This is a genomic window from Rhizobium sp. 10PS4, assembly GCF_032464805.1.
Taxonomy (GTDB): Bacteria; Pseudomonadota; Alphaproteobacteria; order Rhizobiales; family Rhizobiaceae; genus Rhizobium; species Rhizobium laguerreae.
Map to the genome: position 1 here is coordinate 69,821 of NZ_JAWDIW010000020.1, position 26,132 is coordinate 95,952.

General features: G+C 61.9%; 23 protein-coding genes, 1 tRNA gene and 1 pseudogene. 16 read left to right on the top strand and 9 right to left on the bottom strand.

The window, feature by feature from the left end; translation table 11 throughout:
• Positions 1-15: 15 nt before the first annotated feature.
• Positions 16-1,764 carry a cation:proton antiporter domain-containing protein gene (locus RWJ89_RS30840; protein ID WP_131663294.1) on the bottom strand — a complete coding sequence of 583 codons (1,749 nt, stop codon included), beginning with the start codon at positions 1,762-1,764 and terminating at the stop codon, positions 16-18.
• Between the two features lie 214 nt (positions 1,765-1,978).
• Between RWJ89_RS30840 and RWJ89_RS30845 the strand changes: the two are divergent.
• A pseudogene (locus RWJ89_RS30845) lies at positions 1,979-2,261 on the top strand (hypothetical protein).
• Positions 2,262-2,430: 169 nt separating this feature from the next.
• Positions 2,431-2,718, top strand: a complete 288-nt coding sequence (locus RWJ89_RS30850; protein WP_003543268.1) for a hypothetical protein — start codon at positions 2,431-2,433, stop codon at positions 2,716-2,718.
• Positions 2,719-2,901: 183 nt separating this feature from the next.
• Here the strand turns inward: RWJ89_RS30850 and RWJ89_RS30855 are convergent.
• Both RWJ89_RS30855 and RWJ89_RS30860 read right to left on the bottom strand, forming a co-directional pair.
• Positions 2,902-2,986, bottom strand: a tRNA-Leu gene (locus tag RWJ89_RS30855).
• A gap of 124 nt (positions 2,987-3,110) precedes the next feature.
• Entirely contained in the window at positions 3,111-4,406 is a 1,296-nt protein-coding gene (locus RWJ89_RS30860; RefSeq protein WP_062941157.1) for an MFS transporter, read from the bottom strand.
• Between the two features lie 128 nt (positions 4,407-4,534).
• On the opposite strand from RWJ89_RS30860, the gene RWJ89_RS30865 reads away from it, so the two are divergent.
• Positions 4,535-5,113: a TetR/AcrR family transcriptional regulator gene (locus RWJ89_RS30865; RefSeq protein ID WP_011653696.1), complete on the top strand. Its 579-nt coding sequence runs from the start codon at positions 4,535-4,537 to the stop codon at positions 5,111-5,113.
• Positions 5,114-5,203: 90 nt separating this feature from the next.
• Here RWJ89_RS30865 and RWJ89_RS30870 read toward each other — a convergent pair whose 3' ends face one another.
• Positions 5,204-6,184, bottom strand: a complete 981-nt coding sequence (locus RWJ89_RS30870) for an aldo/keto reductase (protein ID WP_131640803.1) — start codon at positions 6,182-6,184, stop codon at positions 5,204-5,206.
• A 216-nt stretch (positions 6,185-6,400) separates the two neighbouring features.
• Between RWJ89_RS30870 and RWJ89_RS30875 the strand changes: the two genes are divergently transcribed.
• Positions 6,401-8,032: an AMP-binding protein gene (locus RWJ89_RS30875; RefSeq protein ID WP_316031931.1), complete on the top strand. Its 1,632-nt coding sequence runs from the start codon at positions 6,401-6,403 to the stop codon at positions 8,030-8,032.
• A gap of 26 nt (positions 8,033-8,058) precedes the next feature.
• Here the strand turns inward: RWJ89_RS30875 and RWJ89_RS30880 are convergent, their stop codons facing one another.
• From RWJ89_RS30880 to secA, 3 genes are all read right to left on the bottom strand, one after another.
• Complete coding sequence (locus RWJ89_RS30880; RefSeq protein ID WP_131663297.1) at positions 8,059-9,336, bottom strand: GNAT family N-acetyltransferase; 1,278 nt, start codon at positions 9,334-9,336, stop codon at positions 8,059-8,061.
• Positions 9,337-10,746 carry an oligosaccharide flippase family protein gene (locus RWJ89_RS30885; RefSeq protein ID WP_316031932.1) on the bottom strand — a complete coding sequence of 470 codons (1,410 nt, stop codon included), beginning with the start codon at positions 10,744-10,746 and terminating at the stop codon, positions 9,337-9,339.
• A 181-nt stretch (positions 10,747-10,927) separates the two neighbouring features.
• Complete coding sequence (gene secA / locus RWJ89_RS30890) at positions 10,928-13,645, bottom strand: preprotein translocase subunit SecA (RefSeq protein WP_316031933.1); 2,718 nt, start codon at positions 13,643-13,645, stop codon at positions 10,928-10,930.
• 246 nt (positions 13,646-13,891) lie between these two features.
• On the opposite strand from secA, the gene RWJ89_RS30895 reads away from it, so the two are divergent.
• From RWJ89_RS30895 to RWJ89_RS30920, 6 genes are all read left to right on the top strand, one after another.
• Positions 13,892-14,773 carry a peptidylprolyl isomerase gene (locus RWJ89_RS30895; RefSeq protein WP_131663300.1) on the top strand — a complete coding sequence of 294 codons (882 nt, stop codon included), beginning with the start codon at positions 13,892-13,894 and terminating at the stop codon, positions 14,771-14,773.
• 112 nt (positions 14,774-14,885) lie between these two features.
• Complete coding sequence (argJ, locus tag RWJ89_RS30900) at positions 14,886-16,127, top strand: bifunctional glutamate N-acetyltransferase/amino-acid acetyltransferase ArgJ (RefSeq protein WP_077978064.1); 1,242 nt, start codon at positions 14,886-14,888, stop codon at positions 16,125-16,127.
• Positions 16,108-16,914: a GNAT family N-acetyltransferase gene (locus RWJ89_RS30905; RefSeq protein ID WP_020051797.1), complete on the top strand. Its 807-nt coding sequence runs from the start codon at positions 16,108-16,110 to the stop codon at positions 16,912-16,914. The genes argJ and RWJ89_RS30905 overlap by 20 nt, the downstream gene beginning before the upstream one ends.
• Positions 16,911-17,324 (top strand): 8-oxo-dGTP diphosphatase MutT, encoded by a 414-nt coding sequence (gene mutT / locus RWJ89_RS30910; protein WP_131663301.1) that lies wholly within the window; start codon positions 16,911-16,913, stop codon positions 17,322-17,324. The genes RWJ89_RS30905 and mutT overlap by 4 nt, the downstream gene beginning before the upstream one ends.
• Positions 17,325-17,450: 126 nt before the next feature.
• Positions 17,451-17,768, top strand: coding sequence for a hypothetical protein (locus RWJ89_RS30915; RefSeq protein ID WP_003543245.1), 318 nt, complete (start codon positions 17,451-17,453; stop codon positions 17,766-17,768).
• Between the two features lie 74 nt (positions 17,769-17,842).
• Entirely contained in the window at positions 17,843-18,010 is a 168-nt protein-coding gene (locus tag RWJ89_RS30920) for a Flp family type IVb pilin (protein ID WP_026158900.1), read from the top strand.
• A 15-nt stretch (positions 18,011-18,025) separates the two neighbouring features.
• Here the strand turns inward: RWJ89_RS30920 and RWJ89_RS30925 are convergent, their stop codons facing one another.
• Positions 18,026-18,910, bottom strand: coding sequence for a methyltransferase domain-containing protein (locus RWJ89_RS30925; protein WP_222000723.1), 885 nt, complete (start codon positions 18,908-18,910; stop codon positions 18,026-18,028).
• A 77-nt stretch (positions 18,911-18,987) separates the two neighbouring features.
• Here RWJ89_RS30925 and RWJ89_RS30930 point away from each other — a divergent pair, with 77 nt between their 5' ends.
• From RWJ89_RS30930 to RWJ89_RS30945, 4 genes are read left to right on the top strand one after another with little or no spacing between them, the layout of a single operon-like run.
• Entirely contained in the window at positions 18,988-19,764 is a 777-nt protein-coding gene (locus RWJ89_RS30930; protein WP_017962259.1) for a ComF family protein, read from the top strand.
• Between the two features lie 31 nt (positions 19,765-19,795).
• Positions 19,796-20,053, top strand: coding sequence for a glutaredoxin 3 (grxC, locus tag RWJ89_RS30935; protein ID WP_011653683.1), 258 nt, complete (start codon positions 19,796-19,798; stop codon positions 20,051-20,053).
• Positions 20,054-20,063: 10 nt separating this feature from the next.
• Positions 20,064-20,921 (top strand): carbon-nitrogen hydrolase family protein, encoded by an 858-nt coding sequence (locus RWJ89_RS30940; RefSeq protein ID WP_151519858.1) that lies wholly within the window; start codon positions 20,064-20,066, stop codon positions 20,919-20,921.
• On the top strand, positions 20,918-21,346 hold the full coding sequence (locus RWJ89_RS30945; protein ID WP_017962257.1) for a DUF1178 family protein: 429 nt from the start codon (positions 20,918-20,920) through the stop codon (positions 21,344-21,346). Before RWJ89_RS30940 ends, RWJ89_RS30945 begins: the two co-directional genes overlap by 4 nt.
• Before the next feature lie 82 nt (positions 21,347-21,428).
• On the opposite strand, the gene ubiG is transcribed toward RWJ89_RS30945, so the two are convergent.
• Positions 21,429-22,175 carry a bifunctional 2-polyprenyl-6-hydroxyphenol methylase/3-demethylubiquinol 3-O-methyltransferase UbiG gene (gene ubiG, locus RWJ89_RS30950; protein ID WP_168285119.1) on the bottom strand — a complete coding sequence of 249 codons (747 nt, stop codon included), beginning with the start codon at positions 22,173-22,175 and terminating at the stop codon, positions 21,429-21,431.
• A 298-nt stretch (positions 22,176-22,473) separates the two neighbouring features.
• Here ubiG and RWJ89_RS30955 point away from each other — a divergent pair, with 298 nt between their 5' ends.
• The gene (locus RWJ89_RS30955) at positions 22,474-23,748 is read left to right on the top strand and encodes an aspartate kinase (RefSeq protein WP_011653679.1); all 1,275 of its coding nucleotides are present in this window, start codon (positions 22,474-22,476) and stop codon (positions 23,746-23,748) included.
• Positions 23,749-23,836: 88 nt separating this feature from the next.
• A complete protein-coding gene (ptsP, locus tag RWJ89_RS30960; RefSeq protein ID WP_131663307.1) occupies positions 23,837-26,104 on the top strand; it encodes a phosphoenolpyruvate--protein phosphotransferase in 2,268 nt (755 codons plus the stop codon).
• Positions 26,105-26,132: the final 28 nt, after the last annotated feature.

The window sequence follows — 26,132 nt, forward strand, 5'->3', positions numbered from 1 at the left end:
GCTGCGGCTTCCTTTTCAGGACAGGTCCATCGACTTTTCCCATTGCTGCCGCAGGACGTTCATTTCCGTCCGCTTCTGGGCCATTTCGCTAACGGCGGCGCGCAGATGTGGGTGGTGCGACATGAACATGTTGAAGTCGCGCCGTTCGAGAACCTCGAACTGGCAGAAATCGACGGCAATGACGTCGGCGGTGCGCCGTGCGCCGGTCAGCAGTGCCATTTCTCCGAAGAAAGCTCCCGGCTCCAGGCGGATCGCGCCGCTGGCGAGCCGCACTTCCACCGCACCCGAAGAGATGAAATACATGCTGTCGCCGCGGTCGCCGCGGCGGATGACGCGTTCGCCGGGCGGCGCCGATTTCGCCTTGAAGAGCAGCAGCAGTTCCTCTTGCGCGTCCTCGTTGACTTGGGAGAACAGCGGGAAAGTCTCGATCAGCTGCTGCATCTTCAGTTGATGCTGGCGCTCGCGCTCTTCGCCGAGCGCCCTGATCTTTTCCAGTTCTTTGCCGAGCGCCTTCTGCCTGCTTCTGCCGTAGCTCTCCCAGAGGGAGGGCCACCTCGAATGGATAACTTTCTTCAGGCCGTCGGTTGCGAAGATCACGATCGGGTTGAGTGTGATCGACAGGATCGCGGCAGCCAGGATCAAATCCTGACCCTCATGCGGCAAAAGCCCGAGCGATACGCCGAGGCCGGCGAGGATGAAGGAAAACTCCCCGATCTGGGCAAGGCCGCCGGCTAATGTCAGTCCCATGCTGATCGGATATCTGAGCAGCATGACGATGAGGAAGGTGATGATGCCCTTGCCGAGGACGACGAGCGCCAGCGCGCCGATCACGGCCAGCGGCTCGCGCACCAGGATCGAGGGATCGAAGAGCATGCCGACGGAGACGAAGAACAGCACGGAGAAGGCATTCTGCAACGGCAGCGAGTCGGCCGCCGCCCTGTGGCTGAGCTGGGATTCGCTCATGACGACGCCGGCGAAAAAAGCGCCGAGTGCAAAGGAGACGCCGAAGATTGCCGCCGAGCCGAAGGCGATGCCGAGTGCGATCGCCAACACCGTCAGCGTAAAGAGTTCGCGCGAGCCGGTGCGGGCGATCATCGTCAGCAGCCAGGGCACGATGCGAGGGCCGAGGAAGATCGCCATGGCGGCGAAGGCCGCAACCTTCAGCAGCGTCAGGCCGATCGTCAGCGCCAGCGGCAGGTCGCCGAGGCCGTGGTTGGTCGTAGTGCTGGCGTTGCCGCCCAGAAGCTCTGCGAGGGCCGGTAGCAGCACCAGCGCCAGCACCATCACCAAATCCTCGACGATCAGCCAGCCGACGGCGACGCGTCCGCTTGCCGCGTTGACGAGATTGCGCTCCTCCAGCGCCTTCAAGAGCACGACAGTGCTCGCCACCGACAGGCTGAGACCGAGGACGATGCCGGCGCCGAGGCTCCAGCCCCAGAGTTTGCAAAGGCCGATGCCCAAGAGGGTCGCGAGGATAATCCGTCCGATCGCGCCAGGCACGGCGATGCCGCGCACGGCGAGCAGGTCGGAGGCGGAAAAATGCAGGCCGACGCCGAACATCAGCAGGATGACGCCCATTTCGGCGAGCTGGCCTGCAAGGGCGGTATCGGCGACGAAGCCCGGCGTGAACGGCCCCATCAGGATGCCCGCCATCAGGTAGCCGACGAGTGGAGGCAGCCGAAGCCGGTCGGCGCCATAGCCCAGGATCGCCGCGAAAACGAAACTGACGGCGACCGTCGCGATAAGTCCTACTTCCTGATGCACGTCCGCCCTCTCTTGTGATCGCGGCGGCCACTTTGGACGAAGCGCGAGCAAAATTAAACAGTTGATTTGGGGGATGGGCTACAGTTTGAGGCCTTTGTTCTCAATCCTGGCTAGTGAGGCGCAGACGTCGTTCAAGGCACCATCCGGCCGTCACCGATGTTGGAACCACCTGCGTCTTGTCTCGTTGCCTTTTCATCAAGAAAGGAGAAACGGCATGCGGAAGATCATCTTGAACTGTACTGTGGCGGCCCTTGCCGCCTGCTCGTTTGCAGCGCCTGTTCTTGCCGACAGCGTTTATGTCAGAGAGTTCCTATGACGATGGCTATCGCCACGAGCGGGTAAGACCCGGCATCACCATCAGCGAACGTGGCGTCACTTTCGGTGCCGTGCGCGAACGTGGGCACCGCCGCTATCGCGATAATGGCTGCGAAACCAGGAGCGTCACCCGACAGACCGACGAAGGCGAGGTCACCAGGACGGTCCGGCGCTGCTACTAACGAAAAAATATGCGATAAGGGCGAAGCCCGGTTCCGACGAGCCGGGTTTTCGCCTTTCGTGGCACGAATATCTCAATGCAGTGGTGAAAGTCGTCTGTCGGTGTTATGAGCACGCCTTTGGTAAAAGCGCATTCCTAGCGCAAACACCGCCCGCACAGGATTTTTTAGAATGATTGAGCTTACGCCGTCCCAGATCGCCGCACTTAAACTCGCCAGGGATGGAGACCTTTATCCTCAGCCAGCCAATAAATGGACGCACGAGAACGCGACAGTGACTTACGCCAAAACTGACCGGTGGAAAGAGCGGCCTCAGAAAATAAAGTCGGTCACTGCCAAGACGTTGGGCGAGTTGAAGGAGCCGGGTTTTCTCGAAAGGCGGCACCTGGATGACGACGCATCAAAAGACGTCTACGGCATCACGATGGCCGGCAAGATGTGGCTGCTGAAGAATAAGTAAGCTTCGCTTAGATGCGAAATTCGTTCCGTAGGACCATCGGTTCTTTGAGCCAGGCTAGCCATTTGAGATGATGGTGCAGCTAACCGGAGCATTATAGAACCGGTCCGCCTTCATTCCTGACGGAACTACGGCGCGACAGCCTCCGCTTAGCTGCTCTCTTCGGCTTGCTCGCAGAGCGTAGGCTGGTGCCCCATGCCGGAGTCGAACCAGCACTTCTTTCGAAACTCGATTTTGAGTCGAGCGCGTCTACCAATTCCGCCAATGGGGCAACGGATATGAACGGGCGGCTGTCTAACATGCGAGCGCCCGGACGCGCAAGACGGGCAAACGAAGTTATCGGACTGATCCGGTAGAGAGATCCGGCTTCGCTGGAGGCCGGATCCCGTCTGATATCAATGGGCGGCGGCGGGGGCCGGGCTGCTCAGGCCGGACTTCTTCAGCGTGATCGCCAGAATCGAGGCCAGCAGGCAGAAGGCACCGGCGACGAAGAAGGCGGGTAGGTAGCTCGAAAGCTCCGTGCGCGAGAGGCCGGCGCCATAGGCGGCAGTCGCGGCTCCCAGCTGATGGCCGGCAAAGACCCAGCCGAAAACGAGGCCGACCTTTTCAGGGCCGAAGCGGTCGGCGGCGATCTTGACGGTCGGCGGCACGGTCGCGATCCAGTCGAGGCCGTAGAAGACGGCAAAGATGGAGAGGCCGTAAAAGCTGAAATCGCTGAAGGGCAGGTAGAGCAGCGACAGGCCGCGCAGGCCGTAATACCAGAACAGCAGCCAGCGATTATCGAAGCGATCGGACAGCCAGCCGGAACCGATGGTGCCGAAGAAATCGAAGATGCCCATGACAGCCAGCACGCTGGCGGCGGCCACCGGCACGATGCCGAAATCGCCGCAAAGGGTGACGAAATGGGTCTGGATCAGGCCGTTGGTGCTGAGGCCGCAGATGAAAAAGGTGGCAAAGAGGATCCAGAAGGTCGAGGTCTTCGAGATTTCTCTGAGGACAGTGATCGGTGTCATCAGCGCGACGCCAAGCGAGGTGCTTGCCGGCGGCGGCGTTACCTGCGTTTCGCCGAAGGAGGGCAGGTTGAGGTCGGCCGGGCGGTCGCGCATGAAAGCCAGCACGGCAAGGGCTGCGACCATGATCATGGCGCAGACGAAAAACACCGTCGAGCGCCAGCCGTAGCGTTCCGTCAGCTCCGCCATCAGCGGCAGGAAGACGAGCTGGCCTGTGGCCGAGCTTGCCGAGAGCATGCCGACGACGAGGCCGCGGTGCTTGGTAAACCAGCGGGAAGAGACGGTCGCGGCGAGCACCATCGCCGTCAGGCCGGTGCCGAAGCCGACGACGATGCCCCAGAGCAGCAGCAACTGCCACAGCGTCGTCATGAACAGCGAACCGACGAAGCCCGCGCCGATCAGCGCCAGTGCGAAGACGATGACCTTGCGCACGCCGAAATAATTCATGAAGGCAGCGGCGAACGGACCCATGAAACCGAACAGGATCAGGCGGATCGCAAGGGCCGAGGAAATCTGCGAGGTCTCCCAGCCGAACTCGTCCTGCAGCGGCTTTATGAGCACGCCGGGTGCGCCCATGGCGCCGGCGGTGACCAGCATGGTGAGGAAGGTCGCGGCAACGACGACCCAGCCGTAGTGGATGTTGCGCCGGGCAAGGGTGGAGGCGAGGACGGTGGAAACCATGGGCAAGATTCCGGTTGAATTCAGGTTCGGGAAATACAGGACCGATTTACATGATGGTCATCATATTTCTTGCGTATTGATGATGGACGTCATATATTTTGTCAAGCGACTATTTCTGGAGATGACAAATGCGGGTCAGCCGCGAAAAATTTGCCGAGAACCGCGAAAAGATCCTGAGCGTTGCCGGCGTGCTTTTCCGCGAAAACGGTTTCGACGGGGTCGGCGTTGCCGACATCATGAAGGCGGCCGGGCTGACGCATGGCGGCTTTTACGGTCATTTCGGTTCGAAGGACGACTTGGCGCTTGAGGTCAGCCGCAAGCTGATCGACAAGGTCGAGACGCGCTGGAAGGAGCATATCGCCGAATCGCCGGACCGGCCGCTGGCAGCGCTTCTCGATCATTATATCCACTGGCGCACGGTTGACGATCCGGGCGGCAGCTGTGTCTTTGCAACGCTGATCCAGGAAGTCAGCCGCAGCCGCGGCGCGGTCCGCGCGGTCTTCAGCGATGGGCTGTCTGTGCTGGTCGACACGCTTGCCGATATCGTTCCCGGGGAAACGGAAGAGGAGCGCCGCGCCAATGCGACGACGACACTCTCATCGATGATGGGTGCCGTCATTCTTGCTCGTGCTGTCGAAGACAGAGCGCTTGCCGAGCAGTTTCTGGTGACGATGCGCCGGCAGCTCGATCCTGAAAGCCAGACATAATCTCAGTCGCGAATGGCGCTGGTTTCGATCTCCCTCTCCACGTGGAGAGGGATCTATCTTGCATGTGCCTGAGGACCGAGAAGCCAGCGGCTACTTGAAGCCGGCGATGGCATGCGGGATGTAGGGTGCCTCCAGTGCAGCGATTTCCTCGTCGGTAAGCTTGACCGAGAGCGAGGCAACGGCGTCCGTGAGGTGGTTCGGTTTGGACGCGCCGATGATCGGGGCGGTCACCGCATTCTTCTGCAGGATCCAGGCGGTTGCGACCTGGGCGCGGGAGATGTTGCGGGCCTTGGCGATTTCGGCCACGGCCCCGACGATCTTGCGGTCGGCATCGATGGACTGGGTGTAGAGCGTCTTGCCGAATTCGTCGGTTTCGCTGCGGGCCGTCGTCTCGTCCCAGTCGCGAGTCAGGCGGCCGCGGGCAAGCGGGCTCCAGGGGATGACGGCGATCTTCTGATCCTCGCAGAGCGGCAGCATTTCGCGCTCCTCCTCACGGTAGAGCAGGTTCAGGTGATCCTGCATGCTGACGAATTCGGTCCAGCCGTTCAGTCTGGAGACGTAAAGCGCCTTGGCGAATTGCCAGGCATACATGGAGGAGGCGCCGATATAACGGGCCTTGCCCGATTTGACGATGTCGTGCAGCGCTTCCAGCGTTTCCTCGATCGGCGTCGTGTAGTCGAAGCGGTGGATCTGGTAGAGATCGACGTAGTCGGTGCCGAGGCGACGCAGGCTGTTGTCGATCTCGTCGAAGATCGCCTTGCGCGACAGGCCGGCGCCGTTCGGGCCCGGCCGCATGCGGTTGAACACCTTGGTCGCCAGCACGATGTCCTCGCGTTTGGCGAAGTCTTTTATGGCCCGGCCGACGATCTCCTCCGAGGAACCATTGGAGTAGGTGTTGGCGGTGTCGAGAAAATTGATGCCGAGGTCGATCGCCTGCTTGATCATCGTCCGGCTTTCTTCTTCCCTGAGGCTCCAGGCATGATTGCCCCGGCCGGGATCGCCAAAGGTCATGCAGCCCAAGCAGATTTTCGACACTTCGAGACCGGTCTTGCCAAATTTTGCGTATTCCATGAAACGGCTCCGTGATGAATTTGATAACCCCAGGCGGCTTTCCATGATTTAGCGCGAGATGGCCAAAGTCGCAGGGCGGCAGATGAAGAATCTATGCTGCATGCGCACAATGATCCGTGATCGCCTTCTGAGGCTCATCGCTGTCGATTCCGGCTGCAGCTTGCACATCAGCGCCGCAAGATGTTAGCTGATGCAGCATTTTACCGGAATCCGACCATGCAACTGCCGTCCCACGATCGCTATGACGATCTCTATCGCGATTTCTCCTGGCGGATTCCGGAGGATTTCAATATCGGCCGCGCCGTCAGCGACGACTGGGCCGCGAGAGATCCGGAGCGCGTCTGCCTTGAGCATTTCAGCCCCGACGGCGATCACCGTGCGATGACCTATCGCGCGCTCGCCGATCGTTCCTCGGCCTTCGCAAATGCGCTCGTCTCACTAGATATCAAACGCGGCGATCGCGTCGCGCTGCTATTGCCGCAATCCTTCGAAACGGTGATCGCACATGTGGCGATTTACAAGACCGGCGCGATTGCGCTGCCACTGGCGCTGCTCTTCGGCGTCGAGGCGCTGGAATATCGGCTGAAGGCGGCAGGTGCCGCGGCCGTCGTCACCAACGGCTTTGGTCTCGAACGCATCCGGCAGATCCGCGGACGCCTGCCGGCGTTGAAGCATATCGTCAGCATCGACGGGACGTGTGCCGATGCGACTGCTTTTGCCGAACTGGTGGATGGCCATCCCCCTGTCTTCGACATCGCCAAAACTGGTCTGGACGACCCGGCGCTGATGATCTTCACGTCGGGAACGACGGGGCCGCCCAAGGGCGCGTTGCATGGCCACCGCGTCCTGCCCGGCCATATTCCGGGCATGCAGTTCGCCCATGAGGGGTTTCCGCGGCCGGGCGATAAGGTCTGGACGCCGTCCGACTGGGCCTGGGCCGGGGGGCTGCTCAACGCGCTGCTGCCAAGCCTTCTGCTCGGTGTTCCCGTCGTTTCGTCGCCGGCGCAGAAATTCGATGCCGGCATGGCTTATCGCATCATGGCCGAAATGAAGGTGCGCAATGCCTTCATTCCGCCGACGGCGCTGAGATTGATGCGGTCCGTGTCCGATCCGCGCTCGAAATATGATCTGGTGCTGCGCACCATCGGTTCGGCCGGGGAGGCGCTCGGCCGCGAGACCTATGAATGGGCGCGCCATACGCTCGGCATCACCGTCAACGAATTCTACGGCCAGACGGAGTGCAATTTCGTGCTTGCGTCGAGCGCTGCCTATGGCGTCACCACGGCGGGCGCCATAGGACGGGCGGTGCCCGGGCACCGCGTTGCGATCGTCAGCGAGACGGGCGACGAGTTGCCCGTCGGCGAACCGGGCCAGATCGCCATCGCCAGTCCCGATCCTGTCATGTTTCTCGGCTACTGGGACGACATGGCAGCGACGGAACGAAAATTCGTCAAAGGCTGGCTGCTCACCGGCGATATCGGCCGGCAGGACGCTGAGGGCTATATTACCTTCGACGGACGCGACGACGACGTGATCACCTCGTCGGGATATCGCATCGGCCCCGCCGAGATCGAGGACTGCCTGATCGGCCATCCCGCCGTACAGCTTGCCGCCGCCGTCGGCAAACCCGATGCCGTGCGCACCGAAATCGTCAAGGCCTATATCGTGCTTTCACCAGGCCATCATCCAAGCGAGGCGCTGGCCGCCGACATCAGGGAATGGGTGAAGACGCGGCTTTCGATGCACGAATATCCGCGCGAAGTGGAATTCATCGATGCATTGCCGCTGACCACCACCGGCAAGGTGATCCGCCGGCTGCTGCGCGAAAGGGCTGCCAGCGAAGGATAGAACCGCTACGCATTTTGCTGGAATGCTTAGCCCCGGCCGGCAAGCGACATGATCTTTTCGCGCAGCATCTTCGCCATATTGCGGGTGCTGCGGTACATGTGAAGCTGGGCGGTGACCTGGCGCATGTCGCGGTCGCTGTTCTGCGTCAGGCCGATCACCAGCGTTCCCATCTCCTCGCGCTCCTGCCAGAAGCGGCTCATGATCGGATGATCCGAGACGGCGCAGGAATCGGAGCGGACGATATTGGCATCGTCGAGATGCCATTCGGTGAGTTCGCTCATCAGCAGCTTGCCCGGCGAATAGCGGGCATAGTTTTCGTCGTAGGCGGTCTTCCAGGTATAGGCCTCGCCGCCCATCATCAGCACGACGATGGCGGCGATCGCCTTGCCGTTGAGGTCGATCGTGTGTATGCGCACGGCATCGCCGGCGGCAAGGTTCGACACCGCCTCGCGGGCGAATGCCGTGTGATAACGATCGGTGACGAGAGCGCTTCGCCGCTTGCCCTTCCAGCCACCGGCTTCCATCGCCAGGAATTCCTCGAAGCGGGTATGGATTTCGCGCGGCTGGCGGGCGACGGCATAGACCGCGGTTCCCTTTTCCTCCAGCAGGCGCCACTGGCGGCGCATCTCGCGCATATGCGAGGAGGAGATGGTTTTGCCGAGATAGACCGGCGCCTCTTCCTCGCTCTGCAGCATCGGGCGCAGGTATGGATTGGTAACGGTGACGGGAAGATTGCGGCTGAGCGCAACGGCCTTGACCATGCGCACGAAGATCCCGTTCAGCCTGAGATCCGGCAGGACCATTATGCTGGGCAGATTGAGATCACGCACGGTCAGCCCGTCGAAGAGGTTGTCGAGGGTTTCGGCGGCATCCTCGCCATCGACGAGCGGCGTGCCGAGCGGACCAAAGCTGTTCGACCAGCCGCGGATGATTGACGGGCCGACGGCAAAGCCCGGCTTGTCGACCGAAAATGGCAAGAGGAAGCGCATGCGGCTGCGGCCGGCATTGTGATCGCGGATCAGGGCGAAGTTCACCTGCCGGTCTTCGAGCCGCGGCATGGCGGGGGCGAGGAAACGGCCGGAGAAAAAGACGTTCGGTTCCATCGCCCGGTTGGAGAGGAAATCGAGCTCATCCTGAAGCTCATAGCCGAGCTTGCCCGGATAGAGGCAGAGCTCGCGCCCCGGCCGGCCGATCTCGGCGCGGGCCTCGGCCTGCGGCGCTTCGAAATGCAGCGCTGCGAGATCATGCACCATGCGGTTTGCGGCGCTGTCGGTGCTTTCGGTAACGGGTGGAACACGCACCATCTATCGAACTCTCATTTCTGGCGTTGCAGCGGAGGCGAAGGCGAAAAGAACGATGCCGAGCGTGCGGCGCACGGCGACATGCAGCAGGATTGCCTCAACGGCCATGGCGGAGGCCGTGGCGATCGCCGTGCCTTCGATGCCGTAATGCGGGATCAAAACGAGGTTGAGGCCGACATTGGCCGTCAGTGCGCCAGCATAGAGCGCGACGCAGAGGTTCTGCTTGCCCGCCATCATCAGCAGCGTTTCGGCCGGGCCGACCAGCGATTTGGCGAGGATGCCGGCGAGCAGGATCGCCATGACCAGATAACCTGATGTAAAAGCGCCGCCGAAGAGCGACAGCAGCAGATGGCCGGCCGCAAGCACGACAAGGCCGACCCCGAGCGCCGGCCAGAAGGTCCAGCGCGCGGCGTCGATGGCAGCTGCTGCCAACTGGTCTTGGTCGCCTTCGGCGATGATCGAGGAAAAGCGCGGGCCGGAGGCTGCTTTGACCGAGAAATTAATGAAATGCACCAGCGCCATCGTCTTGGCGGCGGCGAAGTAGATGGCGACATCGTGCGGCTCGAGGAAGATGCCGACGACGACGACGTCGGAATTGGTCAGCACGAAGCTCACGCCCTCGATCAGGAAAATCGGAAAGGCGACGCTGAACCAGGCGAGGAAGTCGACCTTGCGCGGGCCGTCGTCATAATGCCGGCGAAGCCGGTAGAGCGTTGCGGCATATTGGCCGAGAGCAGTGACGTAGGTGGCGGCGAGCGCTGCCTGCATCGCGGTGACGGCCGTGTGCTCGGCGCCGATGGCAATCGCGATCAGCATGAAGAGGATGATGAGGATCGGGCGGACGATATAGACCGGGCTCAGCGCCATCACCGGCCAATGGTTTGCCCGTGACGTGCCTTCCAGAATGTCGCCGAGCGCGATCATCGGCATGGCGAGCAGGCCGATGAAGATCGGAACGAGATAATAGACCTGGATCATACCGCCGAAGAAATGCAGCCCGAGCATGCCGGCTGCGAGCACTGCCGTGCCGGACAGCAGCGCAAAGATGCGCGCCGTGCCGGTCAGGCCGCGGATTTCCTCGAAAGCGCCCGCTGCCCTGTATTGCGGCAGGAAACGGACGATCGCGGTGTGGAAACCGAGGCATGAGAGATCGCCGAAGACGACGACCAGCACCCAGACGAAAACGAAGATGCCGTATTCATATTCTCCCATCAGCCGGGCGAGCACGATCTGCGAGACGAAGGCGAGGGCGGCGCTGAGGATACGGATCGAAAAGGCCGTCAGCGCCATGCGCTGGGCGGCCGCCCTCTCACCGCGTTCGGTGAGCACGGCAGCAAGCAAACGCAGCGTGCGGCCGCCGATCGGGCGCAGGCCCGCGGGCAGCATCTTCTCCGCTGTTTCTATGACCGCCATGATGAACACGCAAAACTCTGAGGTCAGGCAAATCGCCCCTGAAGTCTTGACAGAACAGGGTTAAGAAACGGTTCCGGATCGGGTCTGCCGCCCGACGCTGAAATTCCGGCTCTCCGGCATTGCCGCAGAAAAGAAAATGCCGCCCGGAGGCGGCATTTTCGCGGATCTTTGCGGGCTTGCCTCAGACCTGCTCGAAGGCGCCGTGGCAGTGCTTGTATTTCTTGCCGGAGCCGCACGGGCAGGTCTCGTTGCGGCCGACCTTGCCCCAGGTCGCTGGGTCATCCGGGTTGCGGTTTTCAGGAGAAACGATGACTTCCGACGCCTGGTAGATCGCCGGGGCGAAATCGTCCTCGCCGGTCGTCGGATCCAGGTGATGGGCCTGCATCAGCGGTGGTTCAGGCTCGGCAGGCGCCTGCTGCACCAGTTCGACGCGCATCAGCTGGGCGGTGACGGCCTCGCGCAGATTGTTGAGCAGCGCCGTGAAGAGCTCGAAGGCCTCCGATTTGTATTCCTGCAGCGGATCGCGCTGGGCATAGCCGCGGAAGCCGATGACGGAGCGCAGATGGTCGAGGTTGACGATATGCTCGCGCCAGAGATGATCGAGCGTCTGCATGACGATCGAGCGTTCGACATAATGCATGATGTCGTCGCCGAAACGCTCGGCCTTTTCCGTGAAGGCCGCATTGGCGGCTTCCGTCAGGCGCTCGCGGATGTCGTCCTCGCCGATGCCTTCTTCCTTCACCCAGTCCTCGACCGGCAAGTCGAGATTGAGGATGTTCAAAGCCCCGGTCTTCAGGCCGGCGGCATCCCATTGTTCGGCATAGGCGCGCTCTGGGATATGCTTTTCGACCATGTCCTCGATCACCTCGCGGCGCATGTCGGAAACGGTCTCGGAAATATTGGTCGATTCCATCAGTTCGAGGCGCTGCTCGAAGATCACCTTGCGTTGGTCGTTGAGAACGTCGTCATACTTCAGGAGGTTCTTGCGGATGTCGAAGTTGCGGGCTTCGACCTTCTTCTGGGCGCGCTCCAGGGCCTTGTTGATCCAGGGATGGACGATCGCCTCGCCCTCCTTGAGGCCGAGCTTGGTCAGCATGCTGTCCATGCGGTCGGAGCCGAAGATACGCATCAGGTCGTCCTGAAGCGAGAGGTAGAACTTCGAGCGGCCGGGGTCGCCCTGACGGCCGGAGCGGCCGCGCAGCTGGTTGTCGATGCGGCGGCTTTCATGGCGCTCGGTGGCGATGACGTAGAGACCGCCGGCTTCGAGCGCCTTCTGCTTGAGTTCCTTGATCTCCTCGATGATCGCCCGGATCCGGGCATCACGCTCCGGACCGGCTTCGACTTCGCCGAGTTCGCGCTCGATGCGCATGTCGAGATTGCCGCCGAGCTGGATGTCGGTGCCGCGGCCGGCCATATTGGTGGCGATGGTGATGGCACCCGGCACGCCGGCCTGGGCGACGATATAGGCTTCCTGCTCGTGGTAGCGGGCGTTCAGCACCTTGAAGTCGTCGAAGCCCTGCTTGCGCAGGCGCTCGGCGAGCAGTTCCGATTTCTCGATCGAGGTGGTGCCGACCAGCACCGGCTGACCGCGCTTATGGGCGTCGAGGATCTCCTCGATGATTGCCTTGAACTTCTCGTCGAAGGTCCGGTAGACCTCGTCGTCCTCGTCGAGGCGCTTGATCGGCAGGTTGGTCGGGACCTCGATGACATCGAGATTGTAGATATTGGCGAATTCTTCCGCTTCCGTCTGCGCGGTACCGGTCATGCCGGCGAGCTTATCGTACATGCGGAAGTAGTTCTGGAAGGTGATGGAGGCCAGCGTCTGGTTTTCCGGCTGGATCTGCACCTTTTCCTTGGCTTCGAGCGCCTGGTGCTGGCCTTCCGAATAGCGGCGGCCCGGCATCATGCGGCCGGTGAACTCGTCGATGATGACGACTTCGTCGTTGCGGACGATATAGTCCTTGTCGCGCTGGAAGAGCTTGTGGGCCTTCAGCGCGTTGTTGACGTGGTGGACGATCGCAACGTTCTCGATGTCGTAGAGCGCGTTGCCCTTCAGGAGGCCGGCCTGGCGGAGCAGGTTTTCCAGCTTCTCGGTGCCCTCTTCGGAGAAGTTGGCGGAGCGCTGCTTCTCGTCGATCTCGTAGTCGCTGGGCTCCAACAGCGGAATGTAGGCGTCGATCGTATTATAGAGTTCGGAGCGGTCGTCGAGCGGACCGGAGATGATCAGCGGCGTGCGCGCCTCGTCGACGAGGATCGAGTCCACTTCGTCGACGATTGCGAAGTTGTGGCCGCGCTGGACCATCTGGTTCTTCTCGTACTTCATGTTATCGCGCAGATAATCGAAGCCGAGTTCGTTGTTGGTGGCGTAGGTGATGTCGCAGGCATAGGCCGAGTGGCGCTCCTCGTCGGAGAGACCGTGGACGATGACCCCAGTGGTCATGCCGAGGAAGCCGTAGACGCGGCCCATGGTGGCGGCATCGCGCTGGGCGAGGTAATCGTTGACGGTGACGACGTGCACGCCCTTGCCGGAAAGCGCGTTCAGATAGACCGGGAGGGTGGCGACGAGGGTCTTGCCTTCGCCGGTCTTCATCTCGGCGATCGCATTCGAATGCAGGATCATGCCGCCGACCAGCTGTACGTCAAAAGGTCGCAGGCCGAGAACGCGGCGCGAGGCTTCGCGCACGACGGCAAAGGCCGGGATCAGAATGTCGTCGAGCGTCTTGCCCTCGGCGAGCAGGGCGCGAAACTCTGCGGTCTTGGCCGCGAGCTGCTCGTCCGTCAGCGCCTTCGTCTTCTCTTCGATAGAGTTGATGGCAGTGACGTTCGGCTGGTAGGACCGCACGCGGCGGTCATTCGAAGACCCAAATAACTTGCGGGCTATACCGCCAAAGCTGACCATATGACTGGCCCTTTCTCAATATTCATCCCCGGCGTTTCTTGTTCGCGGCCCAGCCGAAAATCAGGCGCGCGCCTTAAAACGCCCGGAAACTGTTCTGGACGCGAGGTTGCGTGACAGATAAGAGGGGGGTCGAATGATGTCAACGGATTTGGCGGATACAGAAAGGCCACAATCCGGTGTTGATGGCTATTTTGGGCTGGATTCAGGGGATGCTGAAACCGGCAATGTAACTGTGAAGGGTATTTCATGTTGAGCACCAACAAACTTGCCGTTCTGGCGTTTGCAACCTTTGTTGCGCTCCAGGCCCCGGCCTATGCCGATGACGCCGTCATCGCCAAGGTTGGCACCCTGGAGATCCATCAGTCGGAACTCGACCTCGCCGTCGCCAATCTCGACCCCCAGCTGGCGCAGCTTCCCGATGACCAGAAGAAGGTCGCAGCCCTTTCCGCCGCCATTGACGTGAAGCTGCTCGCCGCCGATGCTGCGGCCGAGAAGCTTGATCAGACCGACGAATTCAAGAAGCGCATGCAGTATCTCTCCGACCGCGAGCTTCACAATGCCTATTTCAAGAAGCATGTCGTCGACATCGTGACGCCTGACGAAGTCAAGGCCCGCTACGACAAGGAAGTCGCTGCCCTGCCGAAGCAGGAGGAAGTCCACGCCCGTCATATCCTCGTCAAGACCGAGGACGAAGCCAAGGACATCATCAAGCAGCTCGACGCCGGCAAGGATTTCGCCGAACTCGCCAAGGAAAAGTCCACCGATCCGAACAAGTCGGAAGGCGGCGATCTCGGCTATTTCTCGCGCGGCCGGATGGTCAAGGAATTCGAAGACGCAGCCTTCGCGCTTGAGAAGGGCACCTATTCCAAGACGCCCGTCAAGACCGATTTCGGCTTCCATGTCATCAAGGTCGAAGATAAGCGCGATGCCCCGCCGCCGCCCTTCGAGCAGGTGCAGGATCAGGTTCGTCAACTCGTCATGCGCGACAAGTATCTTGCGCTTCTGAACCAGGCGAAGGCGTCCGCCAAGATCGAGATCACGGACGAGACGCTGCGCAAGGGTTACGACCAGGCAAACAAACAGCCGGAGCCGGGCAGCGAGCCCGTCGCGCCGGTGCCGCAGCAGTAATAGTCGCATCAGGGCCCGGTTCTTCCGGGCCCTTCACTATCGTGGTTGTCGCATTTCCGGACGGCGAACCGGTTTCCATTTCGCCTGGAAATGCTCATTGGCAGGTCTCATCATGTCCGGTTCCGTCTCTCCGCTCGCTCCGAAATCCTTCGTCTCGATGCCGCCGCTGCGCGGCGTGCGCCTGGCGACGGCTTCCGCCGGCATCAAGTACAAGAACCGCACCGACGTGCTGATGATGGTCTTCGATAAGCCGGCGGCTGTCGCGGGCGTCTTTACCCGCTCGAAATGCCCGTCGGCGCCGGTCGATTTCTGCCGGGCCAATCTCCCCCATGGCAGCGCGCGTGCCGTCGTCGTCAATTCAGGCAATGCCAATGCTTTCACCGGCCTGAAGGGCCGCCAGGCGACCGCGCTGACGGCGAAGTCGGCTGCCGCTGCCGTCGGCTGCGCCGAAAACGAGGTCTACCTGGCCTCGACCGGGGTCATCGGCGAGCCGCTCGATGCCACCAAATTCGCAGGCGTTCTAGATCGGATGCAGGTCGAAGCGACCGGCGATTTCTGGTTCGAGGCCGCCAAGGCGATCATGACGACCGACACCTATCCGAAGGTTTCGACCCGCAGCGCCGAGATCGGCGGTGTGGCCGTGACGATCAACGGTATCGCCAAGGGTGCCGGCATGATCGCGCCTGATATGGCAACGATGCTCTCCTTCGTCGTCACCGATGCCGACATTGCGCCTGCCGCGCTGCAGGCGCTGCTGTCCGACGGCGTCGGCCCGACCTTCAATTCCATGACCGTCGACAGCGACACCTCCACCTCGGACACACTGATGCTGTTTGCGACGGGTGCGGCGGCCGAGGACGGCCAGGCCCGCATCGAACGCGCCGACGACCCGCGGCTTGCCGCCTTCCGGGCCGCGCTCAACGAAGTGCTGAAGGATCTGTCGCTGCAGGTGGTGCGCGACGGCGAGGGTGCCACCAAGATGCTCGAAATCACCGTGACGGGGGCCGAGAGCGATGCCGCCGCCAAGCGCATCGCGCTGTCGATCGCCAATTCGCCGCTGGTCAAGACGGCGGCCGCCGGCGAAGACGCCAATTGGGGCCGTATCGTCATGGCCGTCGGCAAATCCGGCGAGATGGCCGATCGCGACCGGCTCGCCATCTGGTTCGGCGATATCAGGGTCGCCGTCAATGGCGAGCGTGATCCCGATTATTCCGAGGCGGCGGCCTCGGACGTCATGAAGGCGCAGGATATCCCCGTCAAAGTCGATATCGGGCTCGGCACTGGTTCGGCAACCGTCTGGACCTGCGACCTCACCAAGGAATATGTTGCCATCAATGGCGACTATCGGAGCTGATCGTTCATTGGCGCAGGCATCCATTTCCTCACACAATCTGCCACTGGTGCGCAGGCTGGAGGCCGTTGGCTTCCGCGCCTGGCCGGCGGCTTCGGTGCAATATGACGGCAGCTGGCAGGTGCGGCTGACGGCCGGTCATCCGTCCAACCGGCTGAACTCGATCGTGCCGCTCGATCCCTCGGATCATCGCGACGTCGAAATCCGCCTGGAAAAGGCGAGCCGGAAGTTCGAGGCCTATGGCCGCGCCGCCGTGGTCCGCCAGACGCCGCTTGCCTCGCCGGTGCTGATCGAACTTCTGCGCGCGCAGAACTGGACGCGCTTCGACGATACGGTGGTGATGACCTGCGACCTCGCCGAGGCGGAGCTGCCGGATACGCTCGATCACCTGCCGACCCATGATGTCGGCCGTTTCGTTGACGCCAACCTCGCCGTCGACCGGGCGCCACTGAGGCTGAAGCCGGCGCTTGCCGAAATCATTTCGGCGATCAAGCCACCATCCGGCCTGTTCATGATCGAGAACGCGGTGGACGGCCCGCTTGCGACCGTGCTCTGTGTCCAGGATAACGACCTTGCCGGCATCATGTCGCTTTCGGTCTCCGAGGCACGGCGGCGCGAGGGGCTCGGCATCGAAATCCTCACCTCGGCGCTGCGCTGGGCGCGCATGCGCAGCGCCCGTTCGGCCTGGCTGCAGGTGAAGCTGTCCAACCGTCCGGCCATCGCACTTTATGAGCGCCTCGGTTTTCGCGACGCCTATCATTATTGCTATTGGCAGCAGGAGCCGCGATGAGCGAGGCGGGCCGGAAGATACTGCTGGTCGCTGCCTGTGCGCTGATCGATGCCGACGGGCGTATCCTGTTGGCACAGCGCCCCGAGGGAAAGTCGCTTGCCGGGTTGTGGGAGTTTCCCGGCGGCAAGGTCGAGCCGGGCGAGACGCCGGAGGAAACGCTGGTGCGCGAGCTCGAGGAAGAGCTCGGCATCCACACCAAGATCGCCTGCCTCGCGCCGCTTACCTTTGCCAGCCACTCCTACGAGACCTTCCACCTTTTGATGCCGCTTTATATCTGCCGGCGCTATGAGGGCATTCCCCTGGGCCGCGAGGGCCAGGCGCTGAAATGGGTGCGCCCGCAGGCGCTGCGCGAATATCCGATGCCTCCGGCCGACGAGCCGCTCATTCCGATGTTGCAGGATTTACTTTAGCATTATCTGATTATTATTGTGCCACACCATTTTCGGCTGTGGATATTAATGGATCGTTTAACACCTTCTGCCAAAGATCGGCCTCAATCAAGCATCTGGCGTGCGTGTATTAAAAGGCTTGACGTCATGGACGATGATTTCTGGAAAGCTGTCCGGGAAAAGGAACGGGCCTCGTCTGCCTCGCGCAGGACGGGTGCGCTGAATATCGCCCTCCTGTTCGGCACGGCGGTAGTCGCGCTGACGCTTATTCTGACGCCAATGCTTGCGGATTCCTCGAAGAAAAGCGTCTTTGCCAGTGCTCCGGCGGATTTCGATACGATCACGACGGGATCGATCCCCAAGAGCGAAAGTGGCAAGCGTTATACGATCCGCCGCAGTGTCCTCCAGGATACGCCCGGCTCGGTCTGTGTCGTCCAGGGCTACGGCGTCGGCGCCGGTTGCTGAAAAATACCGGCCGTCGCCCGATGGCCGTGGAATTGGTCGTTTGCCGTCGGTTTCGCTCAGAGGGTCGCGAAATAATGCGTATTTTGAAAGCATTTCTTGCAGATAACAGAGGTGCGACGGCAATTGAGTATGGCTTGATAGCCGCCCTCATTTGTGGCGCGCTCGTCTCTGGTCTCGGGGTCTTCACCGGCGCCTTGCAAGGCGTCTTCAACGTGATCAATAACAATATGACGGTGAATTGAAGAAGCCGCCGGCCCTCACTGCTTGAGCTTGTGTTCGTCCACCTTCAGTGCATCGGCAAGGCGCGCCTTGGCCGAACCCGGCTTGAGCGGCTTTTGCTGGCTCTCGTGGGCAGCCCATCCCGAGACATAGATGATCGAGAAGGTGGCGCGGATACGTCCGTCGGGATCGGCATAACGTTCGGCGTAGATCTCCGCTGCGCGCAGGAAGAAGGCGCGCGTCAGTGGCATCCGGGCGCGGGCTGCAAGCGGATTGCTCATGCCCATCGCTCTCAGATCCCGCATCAGCGGAAAGAGCGAATCATAGCGCACCGTATAATTCTCCGCATCGATCACCGGCAACGTGAAGCCGGCGCGCTGCATGAGGCTGCCGACATCGCGCACATCGGCGAAGGGAATGACACGCGGGCTTGCGCCACCTGTCATCTCGACATCGGCGGTCAGCAGCACGTCGCGCAGTTCCTGCAGGGTGCCGGCGCCGGGGATCGCGGCCAGGAAAAGGCCGTCCGGCTTCAGGGCGCGGCGGATCTGGATGAAGACACCCGGCGTATCGTTGGTCAGATGCAGGCTAAGCGGCGCAAGGATGAGATTGGCCGATTGCGGTTCGAGCGGCACGTCCTCGAGCGGCGCCTCGATCAAGATTTCGTCCGGCCCGGCATAGGCCTTCTCGCTTTCAACGCGGATCATCGTACCGATCTTGCCTGTTGCCAGCGCGGCCCGGGCGGCAGCACCGGTCGCGCCATGCAGTTCGACGGCGGTCCCGAAAGTCCGCTCGACCACGGAAAGCCTTTCGCCCATTTCCTCAGCGACGATGTCGAGCAGGAAGGCGGCTTTCGGATCGTTGTTGGCAAGCGCGCGATGGCGATGTGCGGCGATCAGGGCTCTGTCGAAGATCGTATCCATGGCGATGTCCTTAGTCCCGCGCCGTCTGTGCGGCAAGACGATTTTCCTTTCGTGGAGAACGCGCTAGTCTCTGCGGCATGGGGCCAATCGAATTGAAAAGACCGGCAGAATTCTTGCGCACGCATCTCTTGCGGCCGTTTTCGGCGCTTGCCGATTTCTTCTATCCGCCGGCCTGTTCCGTCTGCGGCATTTCGACCGGCGGCCATCGCGGGCTCTGTGCGAAATGCTGGTCCGGTATCCGCTTCATCGAACGGCCCTATTGCGAAGTGCTCGGCATTCCCTTCTCGCACGATCTCGGCGCCGGGATCCTCAGCGCCGAGGCGATCGCCAACCCGCCGCCCTTCGACCGGCTGCGGTCGGCTGCGACCCACGACCACGCGGTCCGCGATCTCGTCCATGGGCTCAAATATCGCGATCGCACCGATCTGGCGCCGATGATGGCAGCCTGGATGCTGCGCGCTTCCGACGGGACGGTCGAAAGCTGCGATGCGCTGATCCCGGTGCCGCTGCACCGTAGCCGTATGCTGGCGCGCAAGTTCAACCAGGCAGCCGAGCTTGCCCGCCATATGGCAAGGCTCTCGGGCAAGCCGCTGCTGGCTGCCACGCTTATGCGCGTCAAGCGCACCAGCCAGCAGGTCGGCCTTGGCGCCAAGGCGCGAGAAGACAATGTCAGGGGCGCTTTTGCGATCGCCAAGGGCTGCGAAAACGACATTTTCGGCAAGCGCATAGTCCTTATCGACGACGTCTATACAACAGGGGCGACGGTCGCTGCGGCAAGCCGGACGCTACGCAAGGCGGGTGCGGCCGACATAACGGTTTTGACCTTTGCAAGGGCTCTCTCCGAGCCTATATGACAGAAATACCCGGCATCGGTCTGGAGAGATTATGGTACCCGTCACAATCTATACACGGCAGTTCTGCGGCTATTGCACCCGCGCCAAGTCCCTTCTCGAGGAAAAGGGTGTCGAATATGTCGAGCACGACGCGACCTTTTCGCCGGATCTTCGCCAGGAGATGATCGGCAAGTCGAACGGCCGTACCACTTTTCCGCAGATCTTCATCGGCGCCGATCATGTCGGCGGTTGCGACGATCTCTTTGCGCTCGATCGGGCCGGCAAGCTCGACCCGATGCTGGCAGCCTGAGGAAGAACCGATGAGCTTCAAGGCCGCCGCCGTCCAGATGTGCTCCGGGGTCGATCCGGCGAGGAATGCCGCCGCCATGGCGCGGCTGGTACGCGAGGCCGCTGGCCAGGGCGCGACCTATGTGCAGACGCCCGAAATGACTGGCATGCTGCAGCGCGACCGTACAGCGGCACGCGCCGTGCTTGCCGACGAGGCGCATGACATCATCGTCAAGACCGGCTCAGATCTCGCCAGGGAACTCGGCATCCACATGCATGTCGGTTCGACGGCGATCGCCCTTGCCGACGGCAAAATCGCCAATCGCGGTTTCCTGTTCGGCCCCGACGGTAAGATCCTCAATCGTTACGACAAGATCCACATGTTCGACGTCGACCTCGACAATGGCGAGAGCTGGCGTGAAAGTGCCGCCTATACGGCCGGCTCGGAGGCCCGCGTCCTGTCGCTGCCCTTTGCCGAAATGGGCTTTGCAATCTGCTACGATGTGCGGTTTCCCGCACTCTTCCGCGCCCAGGCGGTTGCCGGCGCCGAGGTGATGACAGTTCCTGCCGCCTTCACCAAGCAGACCGGCGAGGCGCATTGGGAGATCCTGCTCAGGGCACGCGCGATCGAGAACGGGGTCTTCGTCATCGCCGCCGCGCAGGCCGGCCGGCATGAGGATGGGCGCGAGACTTTCGGCCATTCGATGATCATCGATCCCTGGGGCACGGTGCTGGCGTCGGCCGGTGCCACCGGCGAGGCGGTCATCGTCGCCGAGATCGATCCGAGTGCGGTCAAGGCCGCACATGACAAGATCCCGAACCTGAGGAATGGCCGGGAATTCTCGGTCGAGAAGATTGCGGGCGCAATCGCCGGAGGCGTCGCCGCTTGATCCGCTATTCCCTCACCTGTGACAATGCCCATGAATTCGAAGGCTGGTTTTCGGAAAGCGCCGATTTCGACCGTCAGCTCGAAACCGGTTTCCTGACCTGCCCGGTCTGTCATTCCGCCGCCATTTCCAAGCTGTTGATGGCGCCTTCGGTATCGACCGCGCGTGGGAAAGACAAGATGCAGACGCTGGCGATGGACGCCATGCGCCGCGAGGCCCTGCAAAAACTCAAGGAGGCCGTTGCGGCGGTCAAGGCCAATTCCGAGGACGTCGGCACGCAGTTTCCCGAGGAAGCCCGCAAGATCCATTACGGCGAGGCGGATGCCCGCGGCATCATCGGCCAGGCGACAGTCGACGAGGCGCAGGCGCTCTTGGAAGAGGGCATCGAGATCGCAGCCATTCCCGTCTTGCCGGAAGACGTGAACTGACATGAAGTTCACGCCGCTTGCTGTCCATGATTTTGGCCTGCGTATCGCGCTGAAAGTGTAGCCGGCTTATTGGTTGCGGGGGCTATGCCGGTCGCTTCGCCAGCAGCATATAATTCACGTCCATATCCTTGGACAGGTTCCACTGGTTCGACAGCGGATTGAAGAAGACGCCGGTGCGGTCGGTGATCTCAAGGCCGCTTGCCACCAGCGGCTTTTCCAGTTCTTCCGGGCGTACCAGCTTTTCATACTGATGCGTGCCGCGCGGCAGCCAGCGCAGAATGTTCTCGGCGGCGAAAATGGCAAGCGCTGCCGCCTTCATCGTGCGGTTGATGGTGGCAACGAAGATCAGGCCGCCGGGGCGGACCATTTTCGAGCAGGTGGTCATGAAGAACTCGACGTCGGCGACGTGTTCGACAACTTCCATGTTCAAGACGATATCGAAGGTCTCGCCAGCCTCAGCGAGCTCCTCGGCGGTGACGGCGCGATAGTCGACCGAGACGCCGGAGGCCTTCGCATGAGTGGAGGCGATGCCGATATTCTTCTCGGACGGATCGGCGCCGACGACGGAAGCGCCCATGCGGGCGACAGGTTCGGACAACAGGCCGCCGCCGCAGCCGATATCGAGCACGCGCAGCCCCTCCAGCGGGCGCGCGCTTTTCGGATCACGGCTGAAATTCTCGCAGGCCTTGTCACGGATATAGGCGAGCCGAACGGGATTGAACTTGTGCAGCGGTTTGAACTTGCCGGTCGGGCTCCACCACTCCGCCGCCATCGCCGAGAAGCGGTCCACTTCGCCCTGGTCGATCGTGCTTCTGGCGCCTTCCGTCATCGTCCACTCCTTCATTCGTGACATGTGAAGTCGGACGATCGGGGGCATAAGTCAAGGGGCGCAGATCAGAGGATTGGTGAGCGCGGAACCGCTCGCCAATAGCTTTTATCGCGCGTGCTTGCCTCCCCCCGCCAAACTCGCTAAGAGACGCCGCAACTTGGGGTCTTTGGGGCCTGGGCTTTTAGAGCGGTTCCGGAAGTTGGGAATCCGGCTCTCTGGCCCAAGCGGTCTGCCCCAAAGCTTTCGTGATGCCGGGTCCGGTTTTCCGCTTTCCCGGCGCCAGTCGTGGTAGAGGCATATGGCACGTATCGTAATGAAATTCGGCGGCACGTCCGTCGCTGACCTGGACCGCATCAAGAACGTTGCCCGCCACGTAAAACGCGAAGTCGATGCCGGGCACGAGGTGGCGGTGGTCGTCTCGGCCATGTCCGGCAAGACCAATGAACTGGTCGGCTGGGTCCAGGGCACGCCGAAGGTGATCGGCGCCAATTCTCCGTTTTACGATGCGCGGGAATATGACGCGGTGGTCGCATCCGGCGAGCAGGTGACCTCCGGTCTGCTGGCGATCGCATTGCAGGCGATGGATATCAATGCGCGTTCCTGGCAGGGATGGCAGATCCCGATCCGCACCGACAATGCGCATGGCGCGGCACGGATCATGGAGATCGACGGCTCCGACATCGTTAAGCGGATGGGCGAGGGACAGGTCGCCGTCATCTCCGGCTTCCAGGGGTTGGGACCCGACAACCGTATCGCGACGCTCGGACGCGGCGGATCGGACACTTCGGCGGTCGCAATCGCGGCAGCCGTCAAGGCGGATCGCTGCGATATCTATACCGATGTCGACGGCGTCTACACGACCGACCCGCGCATCGTACCGAAGGCGCGCAGGCTGAAGAAGATCGCCTTTGAGGAAATGCTGGAAATGGCCTCGCTCGGCGCCAAGGTACTACAGGTGCGCTCGGTCGAGCTTGCCATGGTGCATAAGGTGCGCACCTTCGTGCGCTCATCATTCGAAGATCCCGATGCTCCGGGCATGGGCGATCTGCTGAACCCGCCCGGAACGCTGATTTGTGACGAGGATGAAATCGTGGAACAGGAAGTAGTCACCGGCATCGCCTATGCCAAGGATGAGGCTCAGATCTCGCTTCGCCGTCTTGCCGATCGGCCGGGCGTTTCCGCGGCGATCTTCGGGCCGCTCGCCGAATCCCATATCAATGTCGACATGATCGTCCAGAATATTTCCGAGGACGGGTCGAAGACCGACATGACCTTTACCGTGCCGTCAGGCGACGTCGAGAAGGCGATCAAGGTACTCGGCGACCATAAGGAGAAGATCGGCTACGATGTCGTGCAGAACGAATCGGGGCTGGTGAAAGTATCGGTCATCGGTATCGGCATGCGCAGCCATGCGGGCGTTGCCGCTACCGCATTTCGTGCACTTGCCGAAAAAGGCATCAACATCAAGGCGATCACCACCTCCGAGATCAAGATTTCCATCCTGATCGACGGTCCCTATGCAGAACTCGCTGTCAGGACTTTGCATTCCTGCTACGGTCTGGATAAGAATTGATTCCCAGCGGGCGGCCTGCCCCTTCAGGTTGAGGAGATGAGGCCGGCCCGCCGGGACTAAGTGCGTTGTTTCGGGAGCTTGAGACGCCATGAGAGACCTTTCCGGCGGTCCGCGCGTGCTGCTCAGGCGGCTGCGCGAGTTGATGGCGGAGCCGCTGGAGCCGCAGGAGCGTCTTGACCGGATCGTTCGCCAGATCGCCGGCAACATGGTGGCGGAGGTTTGCTCCGTCTATGTGCTGCGCGCCGACGGCGTCCTCGAACTCTATGCGACCGAAGGCCTCAACCGGGAGGCCGTACACTTGGCGCAATTGAAGATGGGGCAAGGCCTGGTCGGCACCATCGCGGCCTCGGCCCAGCCGTTGAACCTTTCCGACGCGCAGTCGCACCCTGCCTTCCGCTACCTGCCGGAAACGGGCGAAGAAATCTATCATTCCTTCCTCGGCGTGCCGATCCTCAGGACCGGGCGCTCGCTTGGCGTTCTCGTCGTGCAGAACAAGGCAAGCCGCAACTATCGCGAGGAAGAGCTGGAAGCGCTCGAGACGACGGCGATGGTGCTTGCAGAGATGATCGCCACCGGCGAGCTCAAGAAGATCACCAAGCCGGGCCTCGAACTCGACCTGACGCGTTCGGTCACCGTCGACGGCGATACTTATAATGACGGCATCGGCCTCGGTTACGTCGTGCTGCACGAGCCGCGCATTGTCGTCACCAATCTGCTGAACGAGGATGCGGAGAAGGAAATCCGGCGGTTGGCCGAAGCCATGGGCTCGCTCAGGATTTCGATCGACGACATGCTGTCGCGTCGCGACGTGTCGATGGAGGGCGAACATCGCGAGGTGCTCGAAACCTATCGCATGTTTGCACATGACCAGGGCTGGGTGCGCAAGCTCGAGGAGGCGATCCGCAACGGCCTGACGGCGGAAGCGGCGGTCGAGAAAGTGCAGAGCGACACCAAGGCGCGGATGATGCGGTTGACCGACCCTTATCTGCGCGAACGCATGCACGATTTCGAGGATCTGGCGAACCGTCTGCTCAGACAGTTGACCGGCTATACCGGCCGGACGACCGGCGAAGGTTTCCCCAGCGATGCGATCATCCTGGCGCGCGCGATGGGAGCAGCCGAACTGCTCGATTACCCGCGTGCCAATGTCCGCGGGCTGGTGCTGGAAGAAGGGGCGGTGACGAGCCACGTGGTGATCGTCGCGCGGGCCATGGGCATTCCGGTCATCGGTCAGGCAGCGGGCGTGGTGGCGCTCGCCGAGAACGGCGATGCCGTGATCATCGACGCCGACGAGGGACATGTGCATCTGCGGCCGATGGCCGATCACCGGCGTTCCTACGAGGAAAAGGTCCGCTTCCGCGCCAGGCGGCAGGAGCAGTTCCGGGCGCTGCGCGCCGTCGAGCCGGTGACCAAGGATGGGCAGCGGATCGCGCTGATGATGAATGCCGGCCTGCTGGTCGACCTGCCGCAGCTTTCGGAATCGGGCGCCGAGGGCATCGGCCTCTTCCGCACCGAGCTGCAGTTCATGATCGCCTCCACCATGCCGAAGGCGGAGGAGCAGGAGCAGTTCTATCGCAATGTGATAAAACAGGCGGCGGGCCGCACCGTTACCTTCCGTACGCTCGATATCGGCGGCGACAAGGTGGTGCCGTATTTCCGTGGTCATGAGGAAGAAAATCCCGCCCTCGGCTGGCGCGCCATCCGGTTGTCGCTCGACCGGCCGGGGCTGTTGCGCACCCAGTTGCGCGCCCTGCTGAAGGCATCGGCCGACACCGAGCTGAAGCTGATGGTGCCGATGGTGACCGAGGTTTCCGAGCTGAAGATGGTGCGCGAGCTGTTGCAGAAGGAAGTGCAGCATCTCTCGCGCTTCGGCCACGGTCTGCCGCGCAAGCTGCAATTCGGCGCGATGCTGGAGGTGCCTGCGCTGCTTTGGCAGCTCGATGAGTTGATGGAGGCGGTCGATTTCGTCTCGGTCGGCTCGAACGATCTCTTCCAGTTCGCGATGGCGGTCGATCGCGGCAATGCACGGGTCTCGGACAGGTTCGATCCGCTCGGCAAACCGTTCTTGCGCATCCTGCGCGATATCGTGCGCGGGGCGGACAGGAACAAGACGCCGGTGACGCTCTGCGGCGAACTCGCCAGCAAACCGATCTCGGCGATGGCGCTGCTCGGCATTGGCTTCCGCTCGATCTCGATGTCGCCGGCCTCGATCGGACCGGTGAAGGCGATGCTGCTCGGGCTCGACGTCGGGGCACTGACGAAGGCGATGGACGAGGTGCTGGACGATCACCATGCCTTGATGCCGATGCGCGAGGTGCTTGCCCGCTTCGCCGAGAGCCACAATATTCCCCTTTAGACAGATAAAAGAAGAATCGGAGTGAAGG